This is a genomic window from Streptomyces sp. NPDC030021 (genome assembly GCF_055574035.1).
This window is the reverse complement of sequence record NZ_JBVIAH010000018.1, coordinates 155,471-178,957: the sequence shown is the minus strand read 5'-3', so window position 1 is coordinate 178,957 and position 23,487 is coordinate 155,471. Positions and strand designations below refer to the sequence as shown.

General features: G+C 69.8%; 11 protein-coding genes and 1 pseudogene. 6 read left to right on the top strand and 6 right to left on the bottom strand.

Annotated features, from left to right (window positions below; translation table 11 throughout):
- Nucleotides 1-302 precede the first annotated feature (302 nt).
- The 5 genes from ACZ4YL_RS30510 (at nucleotide 303) to ACZ4YL_RS30490 (ending at nucleotide 13,085) form a co-directional block, all read left to right on the top strand.
- Nucleotides 303-848 carry an EF-hand domain-containing protein gene (locus tag ACZ4YL_RS30510; protein WP_468121038.1) on the top strand — a complete coding sequence of 182 codons (546 nt, stop codon included), beginning with the start codon at nucleotides 303-305 and terminating at the stop codon, nucleotides 846-848.
- 296 nt (nucleotides 849-1,144) lie between these two features.
- Nucleotides 1,145-2,416: a cytochrome P450 family protein gene (locus ACZ4YL_RS30505; protein ID WP_468121036.1), complete on the top strand. Its 1,272-nt coding sequence runs from the start codon at nucleotides 1,145-1,147 to the stop codon at nucleotides 2,414-2,416.
- Entirely contained in the window at nucleotides 2,413-9,648 is a 7,236-nt protein-coding gene (locus ACZ4YL_RS30500; RefSeq protein WP_468121034.1) for an amino acid adenylation domain-containing protein, read from the top strand. The genes ACZ4YL_RS30505 and ACZ4YL_RS30500 overlap by 4 nt, the downstream gene beginning before the upstream one ends.
- A 4-nt stretch (nucleotides 9,649-9,652) precedes the next feature.
- A complete protein-coding gene (locus ACZ4YL_RS30495) occupies nucleotides 9,653-12,193 on the top strand; it encodes an FAD-dependent monooxygenase (protein ID WP_468121032.1) in 2,541 nt (846 codons plus the stop codon).
- A gap of 58 nt (nucleotides 12,194-12,251) precedes the next feature.
- A complete protein-coding gene (locus ACZ4YL_RS30490; RefSeq protein WP_468121031.1) occupies nucleotides 12,252-13,085 on the top strand; it encodes a methyltransferase in 834 nt (277 codons plus the stop codon).
- Between the two features lie 202 nt (nucleotides 13,086-13,287).
- On the opposite strand, the gene ACZ4YL_RS30485 is transcribed toward ACZ4YL_RS30490, so the two are convergent.
- Complete coding sequence (locus ACZ4YL_RS30485) at nucleotides 13,288-13,434, bottom strand: hypothetical protein (RefSeq protein WP_468121029.1); 147 nt, start codon at nucleotides 13,432-13,434, stop codon at nucleotides 13,288-13,290.
- 198 nt (nucleotides 13,435-13,632) lie between these two features.
- Between ACZ4YL_RS30485 and ACZ4YL_RS30480 the strand changes: the two genes are divergently transcribed.
- Complete coding sequence (locus tag ACZ4YL_RS30480; RefSeq protein ID WP_468121027.1) at nucleotides 13,633-14,685, top strand: methyltransferase; 1,053 nt, start codon at nucleotides 13,633-13,635, stop codon at nucleotides 14,683-14,685.
- 426 nt (nucleotides 14,686-15,111) lie between these two features.
- Here ACZ4YL_RS30480 and ACZ4YL_RS30475 read toward each other — a convergent pair whose 3' ends face one another.
- The 5 genes and pseudogenes from ACZ4YL_RS30475 to ACZ4YL_RS30455 form a co-directional block, all read right to left on the bottom strand.
- On the bottom strand, nucleotides 15,112-15,705 hold the full coding sequence (locus tag ACZ4YL_RS30475) for a sarcosine oxidase subunit gamma (protein ID WP_468121025.1): 594 nt from the start codon (nucleotides 15,703-15,705) through the stop codon (nucleotides 15,112-15,114).
- Nucleotides 15,698-19,009 carry a sarcosine oxidase subunit delta family protein gene (locus tag ACZ4YL_RS30470; protein ID WP_468121023.1) on the bottom strand — a complete coding sequence of 1,104 codons (3,312 nt, stop codon included), beginning with the start codon at nucleotides 19,007-19,009 and terminating at the stop codon, nucleotides 15,698-15,700. Before ACZ4YL_RS30470 ends, ACZ4YL_RS30475 begins: the two co-directional genes overlap by 8 nt.
- 12 nt (nucleotides 19,010-19,021) lie before the next feature.
- Nucleotides 19,022-20,254, bottom strand: coding sequence for a sarcosine oxidase subunit beta family protein (locus tag ACZ4YL_RS30465; RefSeq protein ID WP_373043539.1), 1,233 nt, complete (start codon nucleotides 20,252-20,254; stop codon nucleotides 19,022-19,024).
- A pseudogene (locus ACZ4YL_RS30460) lies at nucleotides 20,251-20,667 on the bottom strand (serine hydroxymethyltransferase); the annotation flags it as partial. The pseudogene ACZ4YL_RS30460 and the gene ACZ4YL_RS30465, both read right to left, overlap by 4 nt.
- Before the next feature lie 145 nt (nucleotides 20,668-20,812).
- The gene (locus tag ACZ4YL_RS30455) at nucleotides 20,813-23,251 is read right to left on the bottom strand and encodes a GcvT family protein (RefSeq protein ID WP_468121021.1); all 2,439 of its coding nucleotides are present in this window, start codon (nucleotides 23,249-23,251) and stop codon (nucleotides 20,813-20,815) included.
- Nucleotides 23,252-23,487 lie beyond the last annotated feature (236 nt).

Below are 23,487 nucleotides of genomic sequence, written 5' to 3'. Positions count from 1 at the left end.
GCAACAGTAGGGGATGTTGATGGGCGGTCTCTCGAGGAGCCCAAATGAACTGCAGACCGCGGCACTTCCGGCGACGTTCGCGGCACCAGGGCGAAGGCGGCAGGACATGGCGCCGACCCGCCGCCTTCGCCCTGGTGCCGACGGGGCCGCCGTCCTGCCCGCGTTCAGATCTGCCGGACGCGCCCACGGCGGGGGTGACGCTCGCGCCCGAAGGGGTGAAGGGCGGGCTCGCCGGGTTGCGACCCCACAACAGGCCCCGAGAAGATCCACACGACGCCTCCCCCACACCAAAGGGACACAGCATGACTATTGCGGCACAGGACGTCATCACCGCCAAGCTCGAACGTACGTTCGATACGATGGACGCCAACCACGACGGCTACCTGGACTGGTCGGACTACCAGCACCTCGCCGAGCGCTACATCAAGGCGTACAAGCTGAGCAAGGACGACCGCCGGGCCAGGGCGCTTCACGCCTACTTCCAGACGTATTGGCTGGAGCTGCTGCGCCACGCGGGCGTCCAGCAGGACCGGCTCTCGAAGGGCGAGTTCGTCACGGCCAACCGCCTCGCGAGCGTCGACACCAGTCGCCTCAACCTGGCCGACGGCGCCGGGCATGTCGTCTTCGACGTCATCGACGCCGACGAGGACAACGAGATCAGCAAGGACGAGTTCGCCCGCTTCCTGAAGGACGTGTGGAAGACCGACGCGCCCATGGACACGTTCACCCAGCTCGACACCGACGGGGACGGTGCGATCTCGCGCATGGAGTTCGTCCGTGCGGTGCGTGAGCACTTCCTCTCGGACAACCCGGATGCTCCGGGCAGCCTGTTCTTCGGGCATGTCTGAGTGAACACGGGTGAGCCGGCCCGCAACCGTGCTGGTTGCGGGCCGGCTCACCTGACGAACGTGGCCATGACGATGCGATGCGGTACCTCACGGTGGCCCGAAGTTGGTCCACCCGTGGACTCCAGCCATCGTGGCAGACCCCCTGCACTGGGTACCGCCGCGGCCCGAAGGCCCGGCTGGAGTCGGGGTCACCCCGCACCGTCATGGCCACGAGCGGTTCGGCACGGTCCCACAGGTCCGTTACGGACTTCCGACGACCGTACGCACCCAGCATTGAGAGTAGCGAGATCCACGTCATGTCCTCCTTGCCCCTCCGCGACCACTGCCCGTACACCCTGGACGGCAGCGCCTCGGACATCCACGGGGAAGCCGCAGCGCTTCGGGCCATGGGGCCCGCCACCCCCGTCGAGTTGCCCGGTGGCGTACCGGCGTGGTCGGTCACCGACCCGGAACTCGTCCGGCGGCTGCTGGTCCATCCGCACGTCTCCATGGATGCCCACCAGCACTGGCCGGCCTACCTCAATGGAGCCCTCCCCGCCGACTGGCCCCTGCGGATCTGGGTCGACATCCGCACCGTCCAGACCGCCCACGGCCCCGACCACAAGCGGCTGCGTCAACCGCTGGTGCCCGCGTTCACCACCCGTCGAGTGCGCGCCCTCGCATCGCGGATCGCGGACACCGCAACCGCGGTACTGGACGACGTCGCCAAGGTGGCCGCCGCCGCCCCCGACGGAGTGGTGGACTTGCGGACGCACTTCGCCTCCCGGCTTCCATGGCTGATGGTCACCGAGCTCCTCGGCCTCCCGGAGGCCATGCACGACGGCTTCCAAAGAGTCAACGACACCGTGTTCGCCACGGATCTGACCGCTGAGCAGGCCGCCGCGAACACCGCCCAGGCCACACAGCTCCTCGGGGCCCTCATCGCGGTCAAGACCGAGCACCCTGGTGACGACGTCACCAGCGCTCTCGTCCATGCCCACCGCGCGGGCCGGCTCAGTGAACAGGAACTGGCCGACAGCCTCTGGATGATGATGGGCGCCGGATACGGGACCACAGCGGCCCTGCTGGACCACGCCGTCGTCAACCTGCTGACGCATCCGGACCAGCTGGACCTGGCCATGTCGGGCCGGGTCGGATGGGACCAGGTAGTGGAGGAGAGTCTGCGCCACCAGGCCCCCGTGGCCAACTTCTTCCTTCGCTTCCTCACCGAAGACCTGCACGACGAGGCGACCGGCCTGACCTTCGCGCAGGGCGACGCACTCGTCATCAACTACGCCGCGGTCGGCCGCGACCCCGGGGTACACGGCACGGACGCCCATGTCTTCGACGTCACCCGCCCCACCGCCCGAAAGCACCTGGCTTTCGGCCACGGCCCCCACTACTGCATGGGAGCCGAACTCGCCCGGCTCGAAGGGCGCATCGCCCTCCCGGCGCTCTTCTCCCGCTACCCCGGTCTCGCATTCGCCGTTGCGGCGCCCGACCGTCTCACTCCGCTGCCCTCCCTCATCTTCAACGGGCATCGGGAGCTCCCCGTACGGCTCGAAGGAACCTCGAACAGGTGGACATGAACGATCAGACGCGGACCGAACTGACGGGGTACCAGCGCGACCTGTGGTCGGCCGGTTCCCAGGCCCCGGCGTCCCCGCAGTTCAACTGCGTCCTGCACGAGCGTCTGTACGGCGAGGTGGACCGCGACCGGCTTACCGCCTGCATCAGGCGCGCGCTGCACCGCCATGACACCTTCCGACTGCGGTTCGCCGACAACGCGGGGGTCCCCTTCCAGCGGGTGGCGCAGGAGGCTGTCCCGGTCACCGTGGTCGATCTCTCGCGGGAACCCGAACCGGAGGCAGCCTGCGCCGCGTGGATGCGTCGCTCAATGGCGAAGGCGCTGTCCCTCACGAGCGGTTTCCTGGTCGAAGCCACCCTTCTACTGGAGAGAGCGGACGTCACACATCTGCACGTCAAGGCACATCACATCGTCGCCGACGGCTGGGCCCTCAACCAGCTGAGCCATCAGATCTTCCAGGAGTACACCCGGGAGCCGGGCGGCGGTCCGCGGCAGGGCGACCGTGACGCGCCTTCCTATCTGGCGTTCGTCGAGGAGGATGCCGCCTACCGCGCCGGTGTGGACGGCGACCGCGACCGCGCCTTCTTCCGAGAAGACCTCTCCAGCGTGACTCCCGCGCTGTTCACGCGGACGACAGACAGGGGCACGCGTGAACGCGGTCGCCACACCTTCGTGATCGACGGTGCCCTCGCCGGCCGGGTCCGCGCCGCGGGCTTCTCTCCGTTCACGTACGTCGCGGCCATGCTCGGTACGTACCTGACGCGCCTCCACCGTAGCGAGGAGGTGGTTCTCGGCGTCCCCTTCCTCAACCGTCCGGCCGAGCATCACAAAGACATCCTCGGCCAGTTCGCCAACACCCTGCCGCTTCGCGTCCCGGCACACGGTGGGCGGACCGTGCGGGAACTGCTCACCGACATCCAGAGTGCGACTCGCCGGCTCCGGCGTCATGAGCGGCTCGCACTCGGCGACGTCCTGCGAGCACAGTCGGCACCGGCACGCGGTCCGCGGCAGCTCTTCGACGTGACCCTCTCCTACATGCACTGGTCCTGGCCGGACCGGATCCCCGGAGTCGAGCGGCGGCCGGCCCTGATGGCCCCCTCGCACGACCAGGACGCACTGGGCGTCGTGGTGTCCGCCTTCGACGACACGGCTGACATCCACGTCGACCTGGACTACGCCTGCGACGTCTTCGACGAGGACTTGCCCATCGCCTCGGTGGTCGGTCACCTCACGACGCTCCTGGAGCACGGTCTGGACCTGGCGGACAGGCCGCTGTCCGACGTGCCCATGCTGACTCCGGCCGAACACGAAGAACTCACTGCCGGGCGCGCACGCGGCCCACAAGTGCCCTACCCGGACCAGGCCACCCTGCACGGCCTGTTCGAAGCCCAGGCCGCCCGCCGCCCCGACCGGATCGCGGTCACCGCGGCGACGGGTGAGACGCTCACCTACGCGGAACTCGACGAACGGGCCAACCGTGTCGCGCGGGCCCTGCGCGCGGAGGGCGTCGGGCCGGACGACCGGGTTGCGGTGATGATGGAGCGGGGGCCCCGGCTGCTGGTAGCGCTGCTCGGCATCCTGAAGTCCGGCGGCGCCTACGTTCCCGTGGATCCGGGCCATCCGGCTGAGCGGGTGCGCTTCATGCTGCAAGACAGCCGAGCCAAGGTGGTGATCGTCGATGACGACGCGCCCGCCGGCATCCCCGGGGACGCGCCCCTGCGACCCGTCGCGAGCCTGCTGACCGGCAGCGGAGCCCCGGTCGAGGCGTTCGTCACCTCCCGTGACCTCGCCTACGTCATCTACACCTCCGGCTCGACCGGGCAGCCCAAGGGCGTCATGGTCGAGCACCGTAGCGTGGTCAACCGCCTCGCGTGGATGCAGCGGCGCTACCCGCTTGGTGAACGGGACGTCCTCCTGCAGAAGACGCCCGTCTCGTTCGACGTCTCGGTGTGGGAGCTGTTCTGGTGGGCCGTCGAAGGTACGACCGTGGCTCTGCTGCCGCCCGGCGGTCACAGGGACCCGCGTGAGGTCCTGCGGGCGATCCGGGAGCACCAGGTCACCCGCGTGCACTTCGTTCCCTCGATGCTCGGCCCATTCCTCGACCTGCTGGAGGAGTCAGCGGCATCGCGCCGGGCCATCCGAACCCTGCAGCATGTCTTCTGCAGTGGCGAGGCGCTGCCCGGTGCCCGGGTGGATCAGTTCAACCGCCTGGCCGAGCAGTGCCGTCGGGAGAGCGGTGCCGAGAATTCCGTACGGCTGGTGAACCTGTACGGTCCGACCGAGGCCACGGTCGACGTGTCCTTCTACGACTGCCCGGGCGACCCGGGCCTCAGCATCGCGCGGGTGCCGATCGGCCGGCCCATCGACAACACCACGCTGTACGTGCTGGGCGCTGACGACCTACCGCAACCCGTCGGGGTCGTAGGCGAGTTGTACATCGGCGGAGCCGGTGTCGCCCGCGGCTACCTCGATCGCCCGGAGCTGACCGCCGAGAAGTTCGGCGACGACCCGTTCGTGCCGGGCGGCCGCCTCTACCGCAGCGGAGACCTGGCCCGGTGGCTCGCGGACGGCACCCTGGAGTACCTCGGACGGATCGACGGCCAGGTCAAGATCCGGGGAAACCGCGTCGAGACCGACGAGGTGGCCGCCGCCCTGCGCGCGGTCCCCGGCGTACGGGACGCCGTCGTCGTGGGACATACCGTCTCCGGCTCGGGTACTGTCCTGGCCGGCTACTACGTCGCCGACGCCCCCATCGACACCCTGCAGCTGCGTGATCAGCTCGGGCAGACGCTGCCGACGTTCATGGTCCCGGCATCCTTCACCCGGATCGACGACATTCCGCTGACCCCCAACGGCAAGGCGGACCGCGACGCGCTCCCCCTGCCCCAGGACACGCCACAAGCCGCCATGGACGGCCGGCCTCGCAACCGTACCGAGGCGGTCTTGGCCGAAGTCTGGGCCCGCGTCCTCGGCTGGGAGACCGTCGGAGTCCACGACGACTACTTCGCTCTCGGCGGCGACTCGATCAGGATGCTCACGGTGCGCGCCGAGGCGGAGGCCAGGGGCCTGCGCTTCTCGCTCAGCGACCTCCTGCAGAACCCGACGGTGGCCGGCCTGGCCACGCGCACCGAAACCTGTGACGCGCCCGGGACCGAGGCCGTCGAGGCCCCGTTCGCCCTCGTTGCCGACGTCGACCGGTCCCGCCTGCCCGGCGCTGAGGACGCCTACCCGCTGACGCGGCTCCAGCTCGGCATGCTCTACCACAGCCGCAGGCACGAAATCTCTGCCAAATACCGGGACGTCTTCCGGTACACCCTCGAAATGGCGTGGGACGAGACAAAGTTCCGCCGCGCCTTCGACCGACTGACGGCACGGCACCCCGCGCTACGCTCGGCCTTCGACCTGTCGGGCTCCGAACCGCTGCAGGTCGTCCACCCCCGAGTCCACGGCGGCCTGGAGGTCGCCGACCTGCGTCCGCTCGACAGCGCCGCGGCCGAGGACGAGGTGTGCGCACACATCGAGGAACGCCGTCACCATCCTTACGTGTTCGACCAGGCGCCGCTGTACCTGTTCCGGGCCCACCTACTGCCCTCCACCGTTGACCTGGTCCTCAGCTTCCACCACGCGCTCCTCGACGGCGGCAGCGTCGCCACCCTGCTCCGTGAGCTGCTCCAGGACTACGCCCACAGCCTCGGCCTGGACACCGGGCCCCTCGACGGCACGCCGCCCCCGTCAGCGGCGCTCCACGTAAGGCAGGAGCAGGCCGCCCTGCGCTCGCAGGAGACCCGGCGCTACTGGCAGGAGAAGCTGGCCGGCTCCGCGCCGTTGCCGATCGAGGCGTTCGCGCCTCACCGCCCTGTCACCGGCCACCGTCCGGTCTCCCGGTGGGTCGAACTGCCCGGCGCCCTCGTCGAGCAAGTGCGGCACTTCGCGGCCGAACACACACTCCCCGTGAAGTCCGTACTCTTCGCCGCGCACACCCTGACGCTTGCCATGCTCGCCGGCACCCGTGACGTGACCACCGGCCTGATCACCCATTGCCGGCCCGAAGTGGCCGGTGCGGAGCGCACCGCCGGCCTCTTCCTGAACACCGTGCCCGTGTGCCTGGACACCATGCGGGACAGCTGGCTGGAGGTGGCGCGCGAGAGCTTCCGCCAGGAGCAGGACGGCCACCCTCACCGCCACTACCCGCTGAGCGCCATCCAGGAGGACCACGGCGGCCCCGTCCTGGAAACCGCCTTCAACTACGTCCACTTCCACCAGCTTTCGCACGTCCTTGACCTCTCCGGCCTCCGGCTCACCCAGTTCCGCACCTGGGAGGAGACGGACCTGCGACTTCTGGTGAACGCGGTCACGGAACCGGACGGCAGCGGCATCCGGCTGCGGGTCGACTGCGACGGCGAGACGTTCTCCGCCGAGCAGGGCGACCTCTTCGCAACCGGCTACCTGAGCATCCTGCGCCGCTTGGTCGAGCAACCCGACGACGAACCGGACTTCACCTTCCTCGCCCCCCCGCCGGTCCGTGCCGTTCCGGCACAGCACCCCACGGTCGTGGCGCGCTTCGCCGAACAGGCCGCGCTCACCCCGGACGCAACCGCCGTGGTCATGGGCGAGGAGCGCTGGAGCTACGCACAGCTGTCCGAGGCCGCCGAGAACGTGGCCGGACACCTGTGCGCGCTCGGTGCCCCGGCGAACGCCCGGATCGGGATCGCCATGGACCGTACGCCGCGTGTCATGGCCGTGCTCATGGGCGTCCTGCGGGCCGGATGCGCGGTCGTCCCCCTGCCACCCGGCTACCCTGCCCCCCGGCTGGCCGCGATGGTGGAGCAGGCCCGGCCCTTCCGCGTCGTAGCCGAGGCCCCGTACGCCCATCTCGCCGGAGAACCGGCGCTCCTACTGCCCGCCGAGATGGTGACGGCACCGACGACGGAGTGCGAGAGGCCAGCCGGAACCGCGCCCACGACGGTGGCCGAGCGGCAGGCCGAAGTCGTCCCCGAGAGCACCGCGTACGTCCTGTTCACCTCCGGATCCACCGGGACCCCCAAGGGCGTCGCCATGCCGCACCGCACCCTGGCGGGCCTGGTGGCCTGGCAGACCGGGGCGCCCAGCGCGGCCCCGGGTGGGATGACCCTGCAGTACGCGCCGCTGAGCTTCGACATCTCCTTCCAGGAGATCTTCTCCACCCTGTGCTCCGGGGGCACGCTGTGCCTGGCGAGCGATGCGGAGCGGCGCGACATGCCGGCCCTGCTGCGTCTGCTCGACCGCGAGCGCGTCGAGCAGGTCTTCCTTCCTCCGGTGGCCATCCAGCAACTGGCCGAAGCCGCCGGCACGCTGGGCATCATCCCCCGGGCCCTGCGGGTACTGATCTCCTGCGGCGAGCAGCTGCGCGTCACCCAGGAGATCCGCGCGCTGTGCGCCAAGCTTCCGGGAGCCGTGCTGGACAACCACTACGGCCCGACCGAGACACACGTGGTCACCGCGTACACCATGACCGGAGACCCCGCAGCCTTCCCAGCGCTGCCGCCGATCGGCCGCGCCATCGACGGCGCCGAGGTGCACGTCCTGGACGAGCAGCTGCGTCCGGTCCCGGCCGGGGCGCCCGGCGACATCTACCTGGGCGGCTTCTGCCTGGCCGACGGCTACGAGGGCCGCCCTGACCTGACCAAGGAGCGTTTCCTCCCACAGCCCTCCCCGGACGGCGGCGCCGACCGCCGTCTCTACCACACGGGCGACATCGGCATGCTGCTTCCCGACGGAGACGTCGTCTTCCTCGGACGCGCCGACGCACAGGTCAAGGTACGGGGCTTCCGCGTGGAGCCGGCCGAGGTGGAACTGGCCATCACCGGCCTGGCGCAGCGGTACCCGGGCCTGCGCGACGCCGCGGTCGTGGCTCGCCGGCACGAGAACGACGAAGCCTTTCTCGCGGCCTTCCTCCTCGGCGAGGGCACGGACGAAGACCTGGCCGACATCCGTGAGCGGTTGCGAGCCAGCCTGCCCGACTACATGGTCCCCTCACACCTGCAATGGGTCTCACACTTCCCGCTGACCCCCAGCGGCAAGCGTGACGACGCCACACTGCGCCACACCCTGCTGTCCACCCCGGCCCGCACCCCCGACGCCGCGCCGCGCGACGCGTACGAGCAGGCACTGACCGAGATGCTGGCGGACGCCACGTCCCTGGACGCGGTGGGGATCCACGACAACCTCTTCGACCTCGGTGGCACATCCCTCACCGCCATGCGACTCGTCGTGCGGATCGAACGGCGCTACGGAGTGCACATCTCCCTGGCGGACTTCATCGCGGCACCTACCTGCGCTGGACTCGCGGCACGGCTGCGCGATGGCGGGGCGACAGCCGCGTACGACCCCGTGGTGCCGATCCACCGGCAGGGCACTCACCCGCCCCTGTTCATGATCCATCCCATGGGCGGCAACGTGCTGTGCTACGTCGGTTTCGCCCGGCACCTTCCGGACGACCAGCCGGTGTACGCGCTCCAGGCCGCCGGAACCGACCCGGGCACCACACCGCTGCGTACTGTCGAGGAACTCGCGGACAGTTACCTCACCGCACTGCGGACCGTGCAGCCGCACGGCCCGTACTCCATCGCCGGATGGTCCTTCGGCGGCTTCGTCGCCTTCGAGATCGCCCGTCGCCTGCGGGCGGCCGACGAGCAGGTGGCCCACCTGCTGGTCCTGGACACCACCGCCCTGGACTCCGGGCCGCGCGCACCCCACGACGACGAGGCCGTACTGGAGTGGTTCTTCCAGGACCTGCTCCGGCTGAGGGACGGCAACGAGTCACGCACTCGCGTCATCCCCGAAGCACTCGGCTCGCTGGAGGAGAAGTTCGCGTACATGGCCCGCATCGCGAGCGAGAGGGGTGCCCTGCCGGCCGGCAGTTCCCGGTCCCTCATCCGCCGTCTGTTCGGAGTCTACCGGGCGAACTGGCAGGCAGCGCTCGCCTACCGGCCCCCGCGCGAGGAGCACGACCTCACCCTGATCCGCGCCACGGAGCCCCTGCCCGCCGTCCTGGCTTCCATGCACCGGGCCGCCAGAAGCCGCCATGAGGACACCTTCAATGGCTGGAAAGCCATGACCTGCGGCCGTATCCACGTCGTCGGAGTCCCCGGCGACCACCTGACGATCATGGAGGAACCGCACGTGGCACACGTTGCCGCAACCGTCGCGGAACTGATCAGGACCGACTCCACCCCGACCGGCCGGGAGAGCTGACCGCATGGCATCGGCACGGCCCGTGAAAGCCCTCGTCGTCGGTGCCGGTATCGGCGGTCTGACCTGTGCGATCGCGCTCAGACGCGTGGGTATCGACGTCGAGGTGCACGAGCGCGCCACCGAGCTGAGCGACGTCGGCTCCGGTCTGTCGGTCATGAGCAACGCCGTCACCGCCCTGGCATGCCTCGGCATCGACCTCGGCTTGGAAAAGCGCGGCCAGGCGGTGGAGTCCTTCACGGTCATGGACCGGCGCGGCCGACGGATCAGAGACCTGCCGTTCAAAGAGGTCTGTGACAAGGTCGGCGCACCCAGCTTCTGCCTGAGCCGCGCGGACCTCCAAGAGGCCCTGCTGGCCGAGGCCGGCGACTGCCCGATCCACCTGGGAGCGACCGCCGTCGACTTCGAGACCCACGACGCGGGCGTCACCGTCCGCTTCACGGACGGCAGTACGGCGAACGGGGACCTCCTGATCGGCGCCGACGGCTTCAACTCGGCCGTACGGCGCCATCTCGTCGGCTCCGAGGTGCCACGCGAGAGCGGCTACCTCTTCCGGCTCGGCATCGTCCCTTTCGAACACCCGAGCGTCACCACGGGCAGCGTGCGCCACTACTGGGGCAGCGGACAGCGTTTCGGTCTCATCGACATCGGTCAGAGCCGCTGCTACTGGTGGGCTGCCATGAGCACACCCGCCGATCCAGCCGACCGGTACCGCGTCAAGGACGCCGTCAAAGAGGCATACGCGGGCTGGGCTGACGAGGTGAGGGCGGTGATCGAGGCCACGCCGCAGGAGGACATCCTCACCGTGCCTACCCGTGACCGGGCCTTCCTGGAGCGGTGGGGCGACGGACCGGTCACCCTTCTCGGCGATGCCGCCCACCCCATGCTCGTCACACTCGGCCAGGGTGCCGCCATGGCCATGGAGGACGCCGTCGTACTGGCACGCACGCTCGCCGAACCCGCGACGGGCAAGGATCTGGTGGAGGCCCTGCACGTCTACGAAAGCCGGCGCCGCGACCGCACCAGGGCGATGGTGGCCGCGTCCCGCCGGATGAGCGACCTCACTCAGGGGGCCCACCGCCGCGGGCGCCTGCTCCGCAACACCTACTTCCGGCTGATGCCCCGCCCCGTCCTCGCCAGTCAGACCGCGTGGGCACTCACCTACCCGAACGGCCCGGCCGCCGAGCCCAGCAGCGTCCGGCGTGAACTCAGTCCCCTGGAACGCCTGTACTGGATCGCCGACCAGACCTCACCCCTCAACGTCATCGCCCGGGCCCGCGTCCACGGACACCTGCCCCCGCTGCTCCACCGCCGCGCCCTGGACATCCTCCAGGTCCGCCACCCCCTGCTGCGTGTCGCGATCACCGACGACGGCACCGGCGAACACCCTGCCTTCACACCGTTGGACGGGCAGCCAATCCCGCTCCGCCACGTCGACGTGCCACCGGACGTCCCCGAGCCCGCCAACCAGTGGCAGCACGAGATCAACGACCGCGAACTCAGGGAGAGCGTCGACTGGCGCACCGGACCGCTGCTGCGCGCGGTGGTGATCACCGCACGAAGAGCGGGAGTCGAGGGCGGAGAAGGCATCCACGACCTGGTGCTGACGGCATCGCACACCATCGCCGACGGCAAGACGTGCCTGTCCCTGCTCCGGGAGTGGATCGAACTCGCCGCCCAACTGGACCAGGGCACGCTGCCTCAAGCCGCCCCGCGACGGGTACTGCCGGCGACGGACGACCTGCTGCCACGTCGCCACCGTGGCGTGGCGGGAATCGCAGGGCTCGAAGCCATGATGCTGCGCGACCAACGGGCCGCGCGGCGGCGTCCCTCGCAGCGGATCGTTCCCAGCCGCCAGGTCCCGTTCGAGCAGCGGCGCACCCGGATGGTGCACAGACTGCTTACCGCCGACCAGCTGGATCTGCTGGCGCAGACGGCCAAGCGGCACGGCACCACGGTCCACGGAGCCCTGGCCGCCGCGATGGTGACGGCCGTCGCACGGGACACGGGAACCGAGGCGTCCGCGCACTTCTCGATCGGTTCGCCGGTCGACTTCCGCGGTGACCTGGAGCCTGCCGTCGCCCACGACGAGGTCGGCACCTTCGTCGCCACGGTGCCCTCCCTCATCCGCTACGAGCCCGGCCAGCCGCTGTGGCCCATGGCCCGGGCGATCAGCCAGGACCTGGTACGACGCCGGAGACGCCAGGAACACCTGGCCACGATCAGCCTTCCGCGCTGGGCAGGACCCAGATCGCTGGCCGACAGCGCGTCGTTCATGCGGTTCATGGACGAGGAGGGCCCGATCAACCTGTGCCTGTCCAACGTCGGCCGCTACGAATTTCCCGTCCACGTGGGAGCGTGGCGAGTCAGCGACGCCCAGTTCATCACAGGCATCTCGGTGATGGGAGCCATCGTGGCGACGGCCGCCACCAGCCATGGCCAGCTCGCGTGGAACTTCAGCCACGTCGAGGACCTGATCCCGGCGCAGCGCGCAGAGCGCATCGCTGACGGCTCCGTTCGAACCGTGCTCTCCGCCCTCACCGAGTGACCGGCAAACCGCAACACTCCGACTCTGCCAGCCCTTCAGTCGAAAGGCTCACACTGCCATGACCACCGCTTCGATTCAGACACTGACGCGGCGCCGTGTCCTGCCCGTCGGCGAGAACGGCACTCTGTGGGAAACCCGGTCCTCGTACGGGATCTTCGAGCTACACGGCATGCGTCTGCGGATCGCGGTGGAGAATCCTGCCGAGGTGCTGTTCCCGACCGACTGCGGGCTGAGCCTCATCGCCGCCCTCAACGGCGACAACGCTCCTGATCTGAGGGCCGTCAACGCGCTGGACATCGGGGCCGGCTCCGGCCTCTACAGCGTCGCCCTGCTCGCGGCCGGTGCCGAGCGGGTAACCGCACTGGACATCAACCCCGCCTCCGCCGTCCAGACCGAGGCCAACGTAGTGGCCAACGGCCTCGACGCGACTCGGCTGCACTGCGTGACCTCGCCGCTTGAGGAGTACACACCGGACGAGAAGTTCGACCTTGTGATCACCAACCCGCCGCACCTGCCCTACGACCCGAGTTATGCGAGGGGGGACGGGCTGGAGACGGCTCTCGTCGCCCGGAGGGGCGGCCGCGCGGTGTACGACTCTGTCGTCGAGCGCGTGGAGGCGCTCCTCGCACCGGGCGGCACGCTGCTCATGGCGCACTCCTCACTCGCCGACATTCCCCGGACCGTCACGGAACTCACCACGCGTGGCTATGAGGCCGAGACGCTTGAGGTCTTCGAGATGGACATCCCACTCCTGGCGTACGCCGAGCACAAGGAGACCATGCTGACCCTGCTCAAAGAACGGCGAGCAACGGGCCGGGCGGAATTCGACGGGTCGCGCTTCACCGTGCACGCCCTGATGTTCCGGCGCCCTGGGAACGCTACCGGCCGCTGACATCACTTCAGCGCTGCCCGACAGCATCGGAGCGGATGGGCTCGCGGATCTCTCGGCGGGCCCATCGGGAACCCGGCCGCGTCGGCAACCCCTCGGCACATGCTCGGGCCGCGGCGGGCCGCCGCCCCGGTTCGCCCACACGGTGCAACTGCCGAACGATCCTGTCGGCGATCGTGTGTACCGCTCCAGGGATCGCGGCTCTTCAGACCGGCGCGTCTTGCTTGTCCTGCATCAATTGCGCGACTTCGCCCAGTGTTTTCGCTTCCGCGAGTTCGTCGAAGCTGATCTGCAATCTGGGGTCGCCTTCGAGCACGGGGGACAGTTCCACCACAAACATTCCCTCTTCCACTGCACATTCCATACCCGCTTGACACGATTCTCCGCACCATGGAGTTTGGTCAGAAAACATACGGTCGGCCCGCAGCTGGCATTCCCCCCTTGTCTCCCCAAGTGAATGTCAATAGACGACGCCGGACGACGCTGAGCTCAATTATAATTCAGCCGAAGGTGCGCACTTAAAGCACGACTCACCACGAAGTGGACCACTATGACCGAACACTCGACGACGGCCATGGACGAGCTATGGAAATTGGTATATACCAGTTTTCGTTTCCCGTTCCTGGACGCCGCGCTACGCCTGAAATTGTTCACCCTGCTCAACGAGCGGCCAGGCAGTACTCTCGACGAGATCTCCGGCGCGTTGGGGCTGGAAAAGCGTGCGGGCCACGTGCTGATGCTGGGATGCTGTGCGTTCGAGCTCGTGCGCAAGGACGGCGATGGGTACCACAACACCGCCGCGACCGATCTCCTGGCGGGCGATCCCGGCGAGTTCATGCCTGTCATCGTCCGTTATACCCACGAGATGCTGTACCGGCCCATCGGCTGGCTCTACGAATCGCTGGTACACAACGACAACCTGGGGTTGCACCGCGAACTGCTCGCCGGCTCGTCAGCGACCACGCTCTACGAACGCCTGGCCGAGGACGAGAACCTTGAGAAGCTGTTCACCGCCATGATGGAGCACCAGAGCCGCTCGGCGGTCAAGGACCTTGTCGACGCCGTGGACTTTTCGTCCTATCGCCACGTATTGGATGTCGGCGGGGGAACCGGTACCAATGCCATCGGCTTCGCTCAACGATGGCCACGCCTTGAGGCGACCATCCTCGAACTACCGAACGTGGCGAAGATGGCGAACGACCGGATCGCCGAGGCTGGCCTGTCCGATCGGATTCGGGCGATCGGAACCGACGTCATGCACGACGAGCTCCCCACGTCTCACGACTGCGTCGTGTTCTCACGCTTCCTCGAAATCTGGTCCCCGGAACAGGTCCGCAACCTCCTTGAGCGAACCTACCGAGCGTTGGAGCCGGGCGGCCACCTGGTGATCGTCACCTGCGCTCAGGACGACGACGAGACCGGTCCTCTGCACGCCGCGTTCCTATCGGCGTACCTCCACACGATCGCGTCACCCGAGGGCCGTACCTATACGCCACGGGAATTCGAGCAGTGGTACACCGAAGCGGGTTTCGAGCCGATGGATCGCCAAATCTCCGGGCGGTTCGACGTCATTCTCCGCGCCCGCAAGCCAGCATCTGGCTGAGTCGCGTCTTCGGCCGACTACACAGCACCCTGTCGGCCGAACTGAACGCGCTCGGCAAACTCGGCTGGTCGCCGGCCTGTATGGACGGCAACCACGTCCGTGTGTCTTCATCATGGGGCGATGGTCCGGCCAAGGGTGCCCCCAGGGGACAGCCTCGAAGAGAACTGACAGGCCTTCCGGCGTACGGTTCGTCCGGGATAGGCCAGCCAGCGGCGGACGCGGCAAGGTCGATTCCAGGCAGGGGAGCGCGCCGGTCGGCTTCGGCGTTCCGGCGGTCGGCCTGCGAGGGGGCGGCGCTCGCCGCACTGCCCGAGCGTCGTCGATCGCCCGGCCCGGCAGCGTCCGGCGAACGCGGCGCTGACCGGAACCCCCACCGCATCGCTGAAGAGGTCCACCTGCCTGGGGGCCATGAGTGGACGCTACGTGTCACACGTACTCCGACGCTGCGTCCAGCAACCAGTCCGCCAGGTATCCGGCGAAGGACGACCGGACCAGCAGCCAGAACCCCGCTCTGGGCTCGCCCCGTGGGACCAGCACCACCTGCGCGCGGGCCAGGGTGGTCTGGGCGCAGCGCCCGGGGCCGAAGGCACGCGGGTGCAGGTCCAACGGGCAGCCGTGCGCCAGCAGGTCGCGAGCGCGGCGGCCCGTAACGAGCACGGTGGTGCGCTGTGCGGAGACGTCCGTGACGGCGGCGGGCCCGTCGCCCACGGCCTCGCGGATCCGGTGAGCCAGGTCGGCGCGGCTGCCGGGCGGGCCCACGACGAGCCATTCGTCGGGGCCGAGCCAGAGGGCGGAGCGGTCACCGGCGTGCACGACGGTGTTGGGCTCGAGGGGCAGTCGGAGCCCCAGAGCAAGCTCGACGGCGTCGGCAGCCGGGCCCTTGGGGTCGAGCCGGACGTTCACCTGGCCGAGGAAGGGCAGTTCTGCCAGGCGCAGGTCGCCGCCCGAGGCACGGGTGGCAGCGGCGAAGCGGTCGGCGGCGTGCCCCAGGGGACTGTGGCGGATTACGGTGTCAGCCATCGCGGCGGGCTCCCTCGGGGTCGTAGAGGACGGGACTCGCGACCGTCACCGGAAGAAGACGGTCGCCCACCGGCGCGTACAGCCGCTCGCCGATGCGGTCCCGGCCCCCCTTGATCAGGGCGAGTGCGAAGGTCCGGCCGAGCGCCGCACTGTGGTAGCTGGAGGTGACGTGGCCGAGCATCGGCACCGGCGGCGCGGGAAGCACACTGTCGGCGACCAGGTGGGTGCCCTCGGGGAGAAAGGCGTCCGGGTCTTCGGGGAGCAGGCCGACGAGGTGCTTGCGGTCGGGACGTGTGGTGTCGGCGCGTGCGTGGGAGCGCTTACCCACGAAATCGGGCTTCTTCTTGGACACCGCCCAGCTCATGCCGAGATCCTGCGGGGTGACCGTGCCGTCGGTGTCCTGGCCGATGATCGGATAGCCCTTCTCGGCGCGCAGGACGTGCATGGTCTCGGTACCGTACGGGGTGATGCCCAACGGGCCCCCTGCCTCGTACAGCGCCTCCCACAGCGCGCGGGCGTCCCACGGCGACACGTTGATCTCGTAGGCCAGTTCGCCGGAGAAGCTGATCCGGCAGACCCGGGCCGGGGCGTCCGCGACAGTCGTGTCTCGCCACGCCATGAAGGGGAAGTCGTCGTTCGCGACGGCCAGTTCAGGGGCGAGGGAGGCCAGAAGCTCTCGGGAGCGGGGGCCTACGAGGGCCACTGTGGCCCACTGCTCCGTAACGGAGGTGCAGTGGACGCGCAGATCGGGCCACTCGGTCTGCAGCCATTCCTCCATCCAGTCCAGCACGGCGGCCGCGTTGCCGGTCGTGGTCGTGACCAGGAAACGCTCCTCGGCAAGGCGGATGACGGTACCGTCGTCGAGGACCATGCCGTCGAGGCGGCACATGACGCCGTAGCGGATCATGCCGACTTTGAGGGTGCTCATCATGTTGGTGTAGAGCCGGTCGATGAAGGCGGCGGCGTCCGGCCCCTGCACGTCGATCTTGCCCAGGGTGGAGGCGTCCATGAACGCGACACCCTCGCGGGCGGCGCGGCACTCACGGAGCACGGCGGCCTTCATGTCCTCGCCGTCCTGGGGGTAGTACCAGGGTCGCTTCCACTGACCGACGTTCTCGAAAAGGGCGCCGTGGTCGGCGTGCCAGTCGTGCAGGGCGGTGACGCGGACGGGGTCGTGGAGCGCGCCGCGGTCGCGACCGGCGAGGGCGGCGAAGGAGACGGGGGTGTAGGGAGGGCGGAAGGTCGTCGTGCCGAGGGCGGAGATGTCCACGCCCAGCAGGTGGGCGACGGTGCCGCTGGCCAGGACCCCGGAGGTCTTGCCCTGGTCGCTGGCGGTGCCGGCGGTGGTGTAGCGCTTGGTGTGCTCGACCGAGCGCATACCGGCACCGGTCGCACGGGCGAGGTCTTCGACGGTGACATCACGCTGGAGGTCGACGAAGCGGGGCGCGCCGAGGACGCCGGGGACGACGAAGACCTGCATGGCCGGGGAGTGCGGTCCGTCGGCGGCGGCAGGGAGTCGGGGCGTGCCGGCCGCGTAGCCCTCGGCCTCGATCGCGCGGCCACCGGCGGCGGCGCCCTCGGCGAGGACGCCGGGCAGGTCCAGGACACCGTTCGCCGAGCCTGCGACCTCGACGGCCTGGCGGCAGCTGTCGGGCACGAACGAGCCGAGTTCCTCGTCGTATCGCAGCTTGCCGCCCGCCTGGCTGAACAGGTGCGCCACCGGGTTCCAGCCGCCCGAGACAAGCAACAGGTCGGCAGCGAATTCGCGGCGCCCCGCCACTTCTCCGTACGGGGCGACGGTCACCGCCGTGAGGCGCGTGCCGCCCTCGGTGCCCACCACTGCGTGGCCGGTCAGCACCTCGATCCCGGCGTCCTGGGCGCGGCGCGCCCACTCCCCGGGCTCGGGGCGGGTGTCGACGACCGCCGCGATGTCCACGCCCACCGCCGCCAGGTCGAGCGCGGCCGCGTAGGCGCTGTCGTTGGTGGTGAAGACGACGGCGCGGCGGCCGGGCAGGACGCCGTAGCGCTGGGCGTACGTACGGGCCGAGGCCGCCAGCATCACGCCGGGGCGGTCGTTGTCGGCGAACGCCAGCGAGCGCTCGTGGGCTCCGGTGGCCAGGACGACTCGACGGGCGCGGATGCGCCAGACACGCTCGCGGGAGACATGCCCGGGGGCTGCGCCGCCGAGGTGGTTGGTGCGGCGCTCGACGGCGAGGACGTGGTTGTCGTCGTAGTAGCCGAAGACGGTGGTGCGGCGCAGTACGCGCACCTCGACCTCGGCCGCGAGCCGCGCTACTGTCTCGCCTGCCCAGTCCAGGAGCTGTCCTGTCCCGAGGAGACTGCCGCCCGGCTCGGGCTGGTCGTCGGCGAGGATGACGCGCGCCCCGCTGCCTGCGGCGGCGGACGCGGCCGCGAGTCCGGCCGGTCCCGCGCCGACGACGAGCAGGTCGCAGTGGGCGTGGACGGCGTCGTAGCGCGCGGGGTCGGGCGCGGTGGCAAGGCGTCCCTGCCCGGGCAGGCTGCTCGCGACGAGCCCGTCGTACAGCTCCACGGCCGTCGCCGGCAGCATGGGCTCCGGGAAGGGCTCCTCGATCTGTACGACGGCGTTGGGTTCCTCGACTCCGGCGGAGAAGATGCCGCGCGGGCGGCCGAGCTTGATGCCGGTGCCGGTCTGGATGACGCCGTTGGCGAGGAGGGCGGAGGCGAGGGTGTCGCCGCGAAAGCCCTCGTATGCGGTGCCGTCGAAGACGAAGCTGAGCCGCTGATCGCGGCGGATGCGGCCGCCGGTGCTCAGGCGGAACGGCTGGGGGCCGCGCTGGGACCCGGGGTACGTGCTCGTCTGCGGCTCGGTGGCCGCAGGGTTCTCCGCCTCCCCGCCCCTTTCCGGGACCGGGGGCTTGACCCCGGACCCCTCGGGCTCCCTCGCCGGGTGCGGCACGGTGGGCGGGTTGTGCCCACCTACCCCCACAGCTCCGCGTGGGGGCACCCCCATGTCGCTGTGCTCGCCCTCCCGGAACGACGGCCCACGACCCAGGTCCGGGCGTGGATCGTCCGTTCGGTACACCGCCAGGATCTTGTTCGTCGCCGTGTCGCGCACCGCGTTGAACCACCGGCGGCAGCCGGTGGTGTGGCTCCAGCGTTCCGCGAACGGGCCCTTGGGGTTGTCGCGGAAGAAGAGGTAGCGGGACCACTCCTGGTCGGTCAGGGCGGCGGGGTTCTCGGGATAGGGCACGTGGGCCTGACCGCCGTAGTGGAACTCGGCCTCGTCACGGGGCCCGCACCAGGGGCATGGGATGAGCAGCATCGATTCGGCTCCTCAGTGGGCGACCGCGGCCGCGCCGTGCTCGTCGACGAGCGCGCCGGTGGTGAATCGGTCGAGCGAGAAAGGGGCGTTGAGGGGGTGGGGGGTGTCGTGGGCGATGGTGTGGGCGTAGACCCAGCCGACGCCGGGGGTGGCCTTGAAGCCGCCGGTGCCCCAGCCGCAGTTGAGGTACAGGTTGTCCACCGGGGTGAGCCCGATGATCGGCGAGGCGTCGGGGCTGACGTCGACGATGCCGCCCCAGGTGCGCAGCACATGGGCGCGGGCGAAGACCGGGAAGAGTTCCAGGGCGGCGGACATCTGGTGCTCGATGATGTGGAAGGCGCCGCGCTGCGTGTAGGCGTTGTACGAGTCGATGCCTGCGCCCATCACCAGCTCGCCCTTGTGGGCCTGGCTGACGTACACGTGCACGGCGTTGGACATGACCACGGTGGGGTGCACCGGCTCCAGCAGCTCGGAGACCAGGGCCTGCAGCGGGTGGCTCTGCAGCGGCAGCTCGAAGCCCGCCATGGCCGCGAGCACCGAGGTGTGTCCGGCCGAGCAGAGCGCGACCTTGCCGGCGGCGATGGGGCCGAGCGTGGTCTGTACGCCGACGACCCGTCCGCCCTGGATGTCGATGCCGGTGACTTCGCAGTTCTGGATGATGTCGACGCCGGCGGCGTCGGCGGAGCGGGCCAGCCCCCACGCGACGTGATCGTGCTTGGCGATTCCGGCGCGCGGCTGGTACGTGCCGCCCATCACCGGATACCGGACGTCGGGCGAGATGTTGACGATCGGGCAGACGTCCTTGACCTGATCCGGGTCCAGCCATTCGGCGTCGACGCCGTTGAGCCGGTTGGCCTCGACGCGGCGCACGCTTTCGCGGACGTCCTGCAGGCTGTGGGCGAGGTTGAGCACACCGCGCTGGGAGAAGAGGATCGGGTAGTCGAGTTCGTCCGCCATCCCCTCCCACAGTTTGAGGGCGTGCTCGTAGATTCCGGCGCTCTCGTCCCATAGGTAGTTGGAACGGATGATCGTGGTGTTGCGGGCCATGTTGCCGCCCGCGAGCCAGCCCTTCTCCAGGACGGCCACGTTGGTGATGCCGTGGTTCTTCGCCAGGTAGTGGGCGGTCGCGAGACCGTGGCCGCCGCCGCCCACGATCACCACGTCGTACGACCGCTTCGGCTCGGGTGTGCGCCACAGCCGGTCGGGGTGCTCGGGGAGGTCGGCGCCCGGGGTGCGGGGGGTCATCGGGCGTCTCCTGAAAGGTGCGGGTACAGCGGGTGCTTGGCGGCCGGCGCCTCCGTACGGGCGCGGAGCGCGGCGACGGCCGGCGCAGGCTGGAGAGCGAGCGCGATCACGTCGGCGACCTCGGCGAAGTCCTCGTCGGTGAAGCCGCGGGTGCCCGGAGCCGGGGTGCCGATGCGCACCCCCGAGGTGACCACGGGCGGGCGAGGGTCGAAGGGGACGGCGTTGCGGTCGACGGTGATGCCGGTCTCGTGGAGCAGGTCCTCGGCCTCCTTGGTGTCCGGTTCGGAGTTGCGCAGGTCGACCAGGACCAGGTGGACGTCGGTATCGCCGGTCAGGACGCTCATGCCGGCCGCCGCGGCGTCCGGCCGGATCAGCCGTTCGGCGAGCTCGGCGCGGGCCGCCGCGGCGGTGCGGCGCCCGTCGAGGACCAGTGCGCTCACGATGCTCCTCTCGTAGCGTTGTCGTCCGGGTGCGGCCCGGTGGGCGGTTGCGCCCGCCCTGTTACTCCCCCGGAGCTCCTCTTGAGAGGGCCCCCAGCGGAACGTTTGCCCACAACCGCTAGCCGCGCAGGCGGGACATGGAGGGGTCGAACAGGGGCTCTTCGGCGACGACCGCTGCCACGCGCTGGTCGAAGTAGCCGATGTGCACGGTGCGGCCGGTCGTGGCGAGCTCGGCGGGCAGCCAGGCGTACGCGACGCCCTTGCCGATCGTGTAGCCGTATGCGGCGCTGGTGACGTAGCCGACGGGGCGGTCGCCGTCGTAGACCGGCTCCTTGCCCATGACCACGGCTAGCGGGTCGTCGATGGTCAGACAGGTCAGTCGGCGCCGTACGTCCGCCTTGCGCCGCACCAGCGCGGCCTTGCCGATGAAGTCTTCCTTGTCGAGTTTGACGGCGAAGCCGAGCCCCGCCTCGTAGGGGTCGTGCTCATAGGTCATGTCAGTGCCGAAGGAACGGTATCCCTTCTCCAGGCGGAGGCTGTTGAAGGCGCCGCGGCCGGCCGCGATGCCGCCGAGGGGTTGCGCGGCCTGCCACAGGGTGTCCCACAGTTTCAGCCCCATGTCGGCGGTGGTGTACAGCTCCCAGCCTCGTTCGCCGACGTACGACAGGCGCATCGCGGTGACGGGGACGGAGCCGATGTGGGCGCGCTTGGCGCGGAAGTACTTCAGACCGCCGTTGGAGAAGTCCGCGTCGGCGAGCGGCTGGAGGACCTCGCGGGCCAGCGGGCCCCACAGGCCGATGCAGCAGGTGCCGGCCGTGATGTCACGTACGGCGACCGATCCGTCCGCCGGCAGGTGTCGGCCGAACCAGTCGAGGTCGAGGCTGCCGTTGGCGCCGACCTGGAAGTGGTCGCGGCCGAGACGGGCGACGGTGATGTCACTGCGGATGCCGCCGTCCTCGTCGAGGAGCAGGGTGTACGTCACCGAGCCCACCGACTTGTCGACGTTGCCGGTGGACAGCCGCTGGAGCCAGGCGGCGGCGCCGCGACCGGTCACTTCCAGGCGCTTGAGTGCCGTCATGTCGTACATCGCGACGGTCTCGCGGGTGGTCTGGGCCTCGGCGCCGACGACGGGCGACCAGTAGCGCGCCGCCCACTCGTTGGGGACGGGGATGGAACGACCTTCGACGAGCGGGGCGTTGGCCTCGTACCACTGGGGCCGCTCCCAGCCGGTGGCCTCCAGGAAGAAGGCGCCGAGTTCCTGCTGGCGGGCGTAGAAGGGGCTGGTGCGCAGGGGCCGGGGCGCGCCGGCCGGCTGGAGGGGATGGAGGATGTCGTAGACCTCGACGAAGTTCTGGCAGTCGCGGGCCAGGACGTACTCCGTGGAGAGCTGGTGCGGCTCGAAGCGGTTCACGTCGCACTCGTGCAGATCGAAGGACGAGCAGTGACCGTCCACGAGCCATTCGGCCACCGCTCGGGCCACGCCCGCGGAGTGGGTGACCCATACCGCCTCGGCGACCCAGAAGCCCATGACCTCAGATGATTCACCGAGCAGCGGCAGTCCGTCGGTGGTGAAGGAGAAGAGGCCGTTGATGCCCTCTTCGATCTTGGCATCGCGTGTCGCGGGCAGCAGCGCCCGCGTCTCGGCCCAGGCGTCGGCGAAGTCGTCCTCGGTGAACTTCAGGACGGAGGGCATCTGTTCGGCCTCGTCCACCGGGGTGATGTCCGCCGGGGCGATGGGCATGGGCCGGTGACCGTAGTAGCCGATGCCGATGCGGTCGAAACGGTCGCGGTAGTAGAGGTCCCCGTCCTGGTGGCGCAGGATGGGACGGACGGCCTCCTCGGCCTGGCCTTCCAGCGCGGGGACGGGGCCGGTCCAGGCGAGCTGGTGGGCGAGCGGGGTCAGCGGCAGGTTCATGCCGACCATGCGGGCGATCTTCGGGCCCCAGATGCCGGCGCAGCACACGACGATGTCGGCGGGGATCTCTCCCTGGTCCGTGACGACTGCGCTGACCTTGCCCTCGCTGTGTACGACGTCGAGGACTTCGTGGCGGGCGAGGAAGCGGACGCCGCGCTCGGTGGCCCGCCGGATCTGAGCCTCGACGGCAAGCACCGCCTTGGCCAGTCCGTCGGTGGGGACCAGCAGTCCGCCGAGGACGCGCTGGCGATCCACCAGCGGGTGCAGTTCGACGCACTCTTCGGGGCCGAGCAGCCGTCCTTCGATGCCCCAGGCGGTGGCCCAGCCATGGCGGCGGTGCAGCTCGGTCAGCCGTTCGGGGGTGGTGGCCACCTCAAGCCCCCCGACCTGCAGGAAGCAGGGCTGCCCGTCCACGTCGAGGCTGCGGAACTTCTCGACGGTGTAGCGGGCGAGCTCGGTCATGGTCTTCGAGGAGTTCGTCTGGAAGACCAGCCCCGGCGCATGGGACGAGGACCCGCCGGTGGCGGGGAGGGGCCCCTGGTCGACGACCGTGATGTCGGTCCAGCCCGCGAGGGACAGTTCGTCGGCGAGCGCCGCTCCCACGACGCCCGCTCCGATGATGACCACTCGGGGTCCCGCCATCGCCGCACCTCCACCTTCAAGCAGTTCAGTTGCTTTCAGCGCAACAAGCTTCAGGTTGCGCAACTCACGATGCCGGTCGCCGAGATGGGTGTCAAGGGGTCCTGGACGGCCGTGACCGGGGCGGAAAACAGCCGTGCCCGGGGGGCTGTCACGGCAGCCCCCCAGGAACGACTGGGGTTGTTCTTCCGTCCCACAGAAAGGCTTGTCGGCTGTCCCGGGGAGTAACTCTTCTTTAG

Bases quoted from the DNA above. Each gene is read 5' to 3' on its own strand.
- ACZ4YL_RS30510 (WP_468121038.1), top strand. From the start codon at position 303: ATGACTATTGCGGCACAGGACGTCATCACCGCCAAGCTCGAACGTACG.
- ACZ4YL_RS30505 (WP_468121036.1), top strand. From the start codon at position 1,145: ATGTCCTCCTTGCCCCTCCGCGACCACTGCCCGTACACCCTGGACGGC.
- ACZ4YL_RS30500 (WP_468121034.1), top strand. From the start codon at position 2,413: ATGAACGATCAGACGCGGACCGAACTGACGGGGTACCAGCGCGACCTG.
- ACZ4YL_RS30495 (WP_468121032.1), top strand. From the start codon at position 9,653: ATGGCATCGGCACGGCCCGTGAAAGCCCTCGTCGTCGGTGCCGGTATC.
- ACZ4YL_RS30490 (WP_468121031.1), top strand. From the start codon at position 12,252: ATGACCACCGCTTCGATTCAGACACTGACGCGGCGCCGTGTCCTGCCC.
- ACZ4YL_RS30480 (WP_468121027.1), top strand. From the start codon at position 13,633: ATGACCGAACACTCGACGACGGCCATGGACGAGCTATGGAAATTGGTA.
- ACZ4YL_RS30475 (WP_468121025.1), bottom strand. From the start codon at position 15,705: ATGGCTGACACCGTAATCCGCCACAGTCCCCTGGGGCACGCCGCCGAC.
- ACZ4YL_RS30470 (WP_468121023.1), bottom strand. From the start codon at position 19,009: ATGCTGCTCATCCCATGCCCCTGGTGCGGGCCCCGTGACGAGGCCGAG.
- ACZ4YL_RS30465 (WP_373043539.1), bottom strand. From the start codon at position 20,254: ATGACCCCCCGCACCCCGGGCGCCGACCTCCCCGAGCACCCCGACCGG.
- ACZ4YL_RS30455 (WP_468121021.1), bottom strand. From the start codon at position 23,251: ATGGCGGGACCCCGAGTGGTCATCATCGGAGCGGGCGTCGTGGGAGCG.